A 4859-nucleotide genomic window follows, 5' to 3' on the forward strand; every position below is an offset into this window, starting at 1 on the left:
GGTGGCGGCACGGGCCGGGTCGGCGTGCTGCTGGCGCCGCGAATAGGCCAGCACCCGGCACAGTTCGTCTTCGATGGTGACCGCGCCGCCGACGGCGTCGGCGAGGCTGTCGGCCAGCGCGAACAGGTCGGTGGGGCCGCGGCCGGATTCGGTTTCACGGCCCTCGAGCACCAGGCCGTAGACCACGGCGGCCAGTTCACTCCAGGACACCGCCGGGTCGACTTCCATGACGGCGATCGACTCGCCCTCGCCGACGAACGCGGTGGTGTCGTCGTCGCCGCGCACCAGCACCACCACGGCCCGCACCGACACCGCCCAGCGCACCGCTTCTTTGACCGAGCGCGCGCCCACGGCCAGCAAGACATCGCCGACCACGGCCCGCTCGGCGGCCTCGTGCATGACCACGCTGCTCAGTTCCGTCGAGCGCGGCACCGAACAGAACCGCAGCCGGACGCCGTAGCTGCCCAGCACGTTGACCAGACGGTCCAGGGTGACCATCAGCCGAGCGTAAAGCGCGCATCGGCCGTTGTCGGTGGTCTGCGGCATTCTGCTGACATGACGTCCAAAAATCCGTCGCCGACGCGCGCGGCTTCTGTCCATCTTCCTTTACTAGAAACCGTCTAGCCAGGTGGACTATGATTGCCGAAAGGGAAGGGCGTCAATGACAAAGCACGCGTACAAGGTTGAACTCGAGCGTGACGGCCGGTGGTGGATGGTCCACGTGCCCGAGATCGACGAACTCACGCAGGCCCGTCGGCTTGGCGAAGCCGAATTGATGGCACGCGAACTCATCGCGCTCAGCACAGGCACGGCTCTGGCCGACGTCAGCGTGTGCATCGTCAGCATCACCGTGCCACAGCTAGGTGACGTCGCAATTCGCTCGCGCGAACTGATCGCCGAAAAGGATGCGGCGGCCCGCGCGGCGGCAAATGCACAACGCCACGCGGCCGACTACGCCCGCACGCTCACCAGCGCCGGTGTGCCCGTACGCGACGTCGCCGAACTCCTTGGTGTCTCGCCACAGCGGGTGAGTCAGCTGACGCAGGGTGACTAAACCCCGATGACGGTGTTCACCAATTCCTGCGCGGTTTCTTGCACCTGCGCCAAATGCTTCGGACCGCGGAAGGATTCGGCATAGATCTTGTAGACGTCCTCGGTGCCCGACGGGCGGGCGGCGAACCACGCGTTGGCGGTGGTCACCTTCAGCCCGCCCAGCGGGGCGTCGTTGCCGGGGGCGGCGGTCAGTTTCGCGGTGATCGGCTCACCGGCCAGTTCGGTGGCGTTGACCTGATCGGCGGACAGCTGGGCCAGCCGGGCCTTCTGCTCGCGATCGGCCGGCGCGTCGATGCGCGCATAGCTCGGCGCGCCGTAGTGGTCGGCCAACTGCGCATAGCGTTGCGACGGGGTGCAGCCGGTGACGGCGAGGATCTCCGCGGCCAGCAGCGCCAAGATGATGCCGTCCTTGTCGGTGGTCCACACCGATCCGTCGCGGCGCAGGAACGCGGCGCCCGCCGATTCCTCGCCGCCGAAACCAATTGCACCGCCGCGCAATCCGTCGACGAACCATTTGAACCCGACCGGCACCTCCACCAGCCGCCGGCCGATGCCGTCGACCACCCGGTCGATGATCGAGGAGCTGACCACGGTTTTACCCACCGCGATGTCGGTCGGCCACGACGGCCGGTGGGTGAACAGGTAGTCGATCGCCACCGCCAGGTAGTGGTTCGGGTTCAGCAGGCCGACGTCGGGGGTGACGATGCCGTGCCGGTCGGCGTCGGCGTCGTTGCCGGTGGCGATCTGGTAGTGGTCCGGCTTGGCGGCCATCGTGCCAATGAGCCCAGCCATGGCGTCCGGTGAGCTGCAGTCCATCCGGATCTGGCCGTCGGTGTCGAGCGTCATGAACCGCCACGTCGCGTCGACCAGCGGGTTGACCACGGTCAGCTCCAGGCGGTGCCGCTCGGCGATCTCGCCCCAGTAGTCCACACTGGCCCCGCCCAGCGGGTCGGCGCCGATCCGCACCCCAGCCGCTCGGATGGCGTCGATATCGACCACGTTCGGCAGGTCGTCGACATAGGCCGCCAAATAGTCGTGGCGGTATGCGCTCGCCCGGGCGCGGGCCCACGGCACCCGTTTCACCGCGGCCAGCCCGTCGCGCAGGATCTCGTTGGCGCGCTGGGCGATCGCGCTGGTGGCGTCGGCGTCGGCCGGTCCGCCGTGCGGCGGGTTGTACTTGAAGCCGCCGTCGCGTGGCGGGTTGTGCGACGGGGTGACGACGATGCCGTCGGCCAACCCCTCGGTGCGCCCGCGGTTGTGGGTCACGATGGCGTGGCTGACCGCCGGGGTCGGGGTATACCGGTCGCGGGAATCGATCACGGCAACAACGTCGTTGGCGGCCAGCACCTCCACCGCCGACACCCAGGCGGGCTCGGACAGCCCGTGCGTGTCGCGGCCGAGGAACAGCGGCCCGGTGATGCCCTGCCCGGCCCGGTACTCCACGATGGCCTGGGTGGTGGCCAGGATGTGGTCCTCGTTGAAAGCGCCGTCCAGCGCGCTGCCGCGATGCCCCGAGGTGCCGAACACCACCTGCTGCGCGACGTCGTCGGGGTCCGGATGCACGGCGTAATACGCCGTCAGCAGATGGGGCAGGTCGACCAGGTCGTCGGGCTGGGCCGGTTGACCGGCGCGCGGGTGGGCCACCATGGCTCCCCATTGTGCCGGTGTTGGCGCCGGTGCGCCGCTTCCCCGATGCGGCGATGCCGCGATACGTTGCCTGACGTGCTGGGCCATGACAACCGTGAGGTGGCGGCGGTTTTCGCCGGAGGCGCGCTGGGGGCCACCGCCCGCGCGCTGCTGGACACCGTCGCGGCCCCCGACGCCGGCCACTGGCCGTGGCCGACGTTCGTCGTCAACATCGTCGGCGCGTTCCTGCTGGGCTATTTCACCACCCGGTTGCTGGAGCGGCTGCCGGTGACCAGTTACCGCCGCCCGCTGCTGGGCACCGGGCTGTGCGGCGGGCTGACGACGTTCTCGACCATGCAGGTCGAGACGCTGCGGATGCTGGACCACGGCGCCTACGGGCTGGCCGCCGGCTATACCGCCGCCAGCGTCGCGCTGGGGTTGCTGGCGGTCTATTTGGCCACCGCGCTGGTGCGCCGCGTCCGGGTGCGCTCATGACCGCGTCGGCGGCCGCGCCGGTGCTGCTGTGGGTCGGGGTGCTGCTGCTCGGCGGCGTGGGTGCGGTGCTGCGGTTCATGGTGGACCGCGCGGTGGCCCGCCGCGCGGCCCGCTCGTTTCCGTTCGGCACCCTCACGGTCAATCTCAGTGGCGCGGCGCTGCTCGGTTTGATCAGCGGCCTGGCGCTCAGCCCGCACGCCGCGCTGCTGGCCGGCACCGCACTGGTCGGCTCCTACACCACGTTCTCCACCTGGATGCTGGAAACCGAACGGCTGGGTGAGGAGCGCCAGATCTGGCCGGCGGCAGCCAATCTGGTCGCCAGCGTCGGTTTGGGAGTGGCCGCGGCGTGGCTCGGACAGTGGCTCGCCGGGCAGCTGTGAGCCCCGGAACGTAAGGCTAGCCTAGCTTTACTTGACCGTGTAGCCTCGGGCGCCATGAATCCGTCAACCCCCGCCGCGGTGAGCGCCGCCCTCAAAGAGATCCTGCGCGACGACTTGAACATCGACATCAGCCGGGTGACCCCGCAGTCACGGCTGGTCGACGACGTCGGTTTGGATTCGGTGGCGTTCGCGGTCGGCATGGTGGCGATCGAGGACAAGTTGGGCGCGGTGCTATCCGAAGAGGACCTGCTGACCTGCGACACCGTCGCCGAACTCGAGGCGGCGATTCTGGCCAAAGTGCCGGCCGCCCAGTGAGTGTGCTGGCCGCCGCCCTGAGCCGGGCGATGACGACCTCACCGCACGACCTGGTGGTCCTGGACCGCGACACCGGCACCTGGCAGCGGCACCCGTGGCCGCAGGTGCACGCCCGCGCCGAAAGCGTCGCCGCCCGCATCCTCGCCGAGGACGAACCCGGCGCGGTCGGCCTGGTCGGCGAGCCGACCGTCGATGTCGTCGCCGCCCTTGTCGGCGCGGGGCTGGCCGGGCAGAGCGTGTCGATCCTGCCGGGTCCGGTGCGCGGCGCCGACCCGCACCAGTGGGCGCGGGCGACGTTGTCCCGGTTCAGCCGGATCGGGGTGCGCACCGTGTTCAGCCACGGCTCGGTGCTGGAGTTGCTGCGGGCCCAGGAGGCGGCGCCCGCGGTGCTCGACGTCGCCGACGCCGCGTCGCGGCCGCGCTCGACCACGTTGACACCGGCCACATCTGAGGTCCCGGCGGTGCTGCAGGGCACCGCCGGATCCACCGGCACGCCGCGCACCGCGCAGCTGTCCCCGGCGGCGGTGCTGAGCAATCTCACCGGGGTGATCGAGCGCCTCGGCGTCGACCCGGCGGCCGATACCGGGTGTTCCTGGCTGCCGCTCTACCACGACATGGGGCTGACGTTCCTGCTGACGGCGGCGCTGGCCGGGGTCCCGCTGTGGTTGGCGCCCACCGCGGCGTTCGCCGCGTCCCCGTTCCGCTGGCTGCACTGGCTGCACGACAGCGCCGCGACCCTGACCGCGGCCCCCAACTTCGCCTACAACGTGATCGGCAGGTACGCCCGCCGGGTGCCCGACGTCGACCTGAGCCGGGTGCGGGTGGCCATCAACGGCGGTGAGCCGATCGACTGCGCCGGGCTGGACCGGTTCACCACCGAGCTCGCCAGATTCGGTTTCGCCGCCGGCGCCGCCTGCCCGTCCTACGGCATGGCGGAGGCCACCGGCGCGGTCACCATCCCCCGCCCCGGCACCGGGCTGCGGTTCGACG

Annotated in this window: 6 protein-coding genes and 1 pseudogene; 5 read left to right on the top strand and 2 right to left on the bottom strand. The window is 70.5% G+C overall.

The genetic code is table 11. The annotated features are described in order from the left end of the window. Nucleotides 1-498 (bottom strand): annotated as a pseudogene (locus tag BKN37_RS25690) (PucR family transcriptional regulator); the annotation flags it as partial. A 163-nt stretch (nt 499-661) separates the two neighbouring features. On the opposite strand from BKN37_RS25690, the gene BKN37_RS25695 reads away from it, so the two are divergent. Beyond that, nucleotides 662-1054 (top strand): hypothetical protein, encoded by a 393-nt coding sequence (locus BKN37_RS25695; protein WP_071029957.1) that lies wholly within the window; start codon nt 662-664, stop codon nt 1052-1054. Here BKN37_RS25695 and pgm read toward each other — a convergent pair. Continuing rightward, on the bottom strand, nt 1051-2700 hold the full coding sequence (gene pgm / locus BKN37_RS25700) for a phosphoglucomutase (alpha-D-glucose-1,6-bisphosphate-dependent) (RefSeq protein WP_071029958.1): 1650 nt from the start codon (nt 2698-2700) through the stop codon (nt 1051-1053). The two genes, BKN37_RS25695 and pgm, sit on opposite strands and share 4 nt — an antisense overlap. 75 nt (nt 2701-2775) lie before the next feature. Between pgm and crcB (BKN37_RS25705) the strand changes: the two genes are divergently transcribed. From crcB (BKN37_RS25705) to BKN37_RS25720, 4 genes are all read left to right on the top strand, one after another. Beyond that, the gene (gene crcB / locus BKN37_RS25705) at nt 2776-3174 is read left to right on the top strand and encodes a fluoride efflux transporter CrcB (protein WP_095407210.1); all 399 of its coding nucleotides are present in this window, start codon (nt 2776-2778) and stop codon (nt 3172-3174) included. After that, nucleotides 3171-3554 carry a fluoride efflux transporter CrcB gene (gene crcB, locus BKN37_RS25710; protein ID WP_071029962.1) on the top strand — a complete coding sequence of 128 codons (384 nt, stop codon included), beginning with the start codon at nt 3171-3173 and terminating at the stop codon, nt 3552-3554. The genes crcB (BKN37_RS25705) and crcB (BKN37_RS25710) overlap by 4 nt, the downstream gene beginning before the upstream one ends. Before the next feature lie 54 nt (nt 3555-3608). Then, a complete protein-coding gene (locus BKN37_RS25715) occupies nt 3609-3869 on the top strand; it encodes an acyl carrier protein (RefSeq protein ID WP_071029964.1) in 261 nt (86 codons plus the stop codon). Continuing rightward, a partial coding sequence (locus BKN37_RS25720; RefSeq protein ID WP_165618399.1) for an AMP-binding protein occupies nt 3866-4859 on the top strand: 994 nt, incomplete at its 3' end. The genes BKN37_RS25715 and BKN37_RS25720, both read left to right, overlap by 4 nt.

Source organism: Mycobacterium talmoniae, from assembly GCF_001854525.1.
Taxonomy (GTDB): Bacteria; Actinomycetota; Actinomycetes; order Mycobacteriales; family Mycobacteriaceae; genus Mycobacterium; species Mycobacterium talmoniae.

Coding starts and splice junctions, on each gene's coding strand:
- crcB (WP_071029962.1), top strand. CDS start 3,171: ATGACCGCGTCGGCGGCCGCGCCGGTGCTGCTGTGGGTCGGGGTGCTG.
- BKN37_RS25715 (WP_071029964.1), top strand. CDS start 3,609: ATGAATCCGTCAACCCCCGCCGCGGTGAGCGCCGCCCTCAAAGAGATC.
- BKN37_RS25695 (WP_071029957.1), top strand. CDS start 662: ATGACAAAGCACGCGTACAAGGTTGAACTCGAGCGTGACGGCCGGTGG.
- pgm (WP_071029958.1), bottom strand. CDS start 2,700: ATGGTGGCCCACCCGCGCGCCGGTCAACCGGCCCAGCCCGACGACCTG.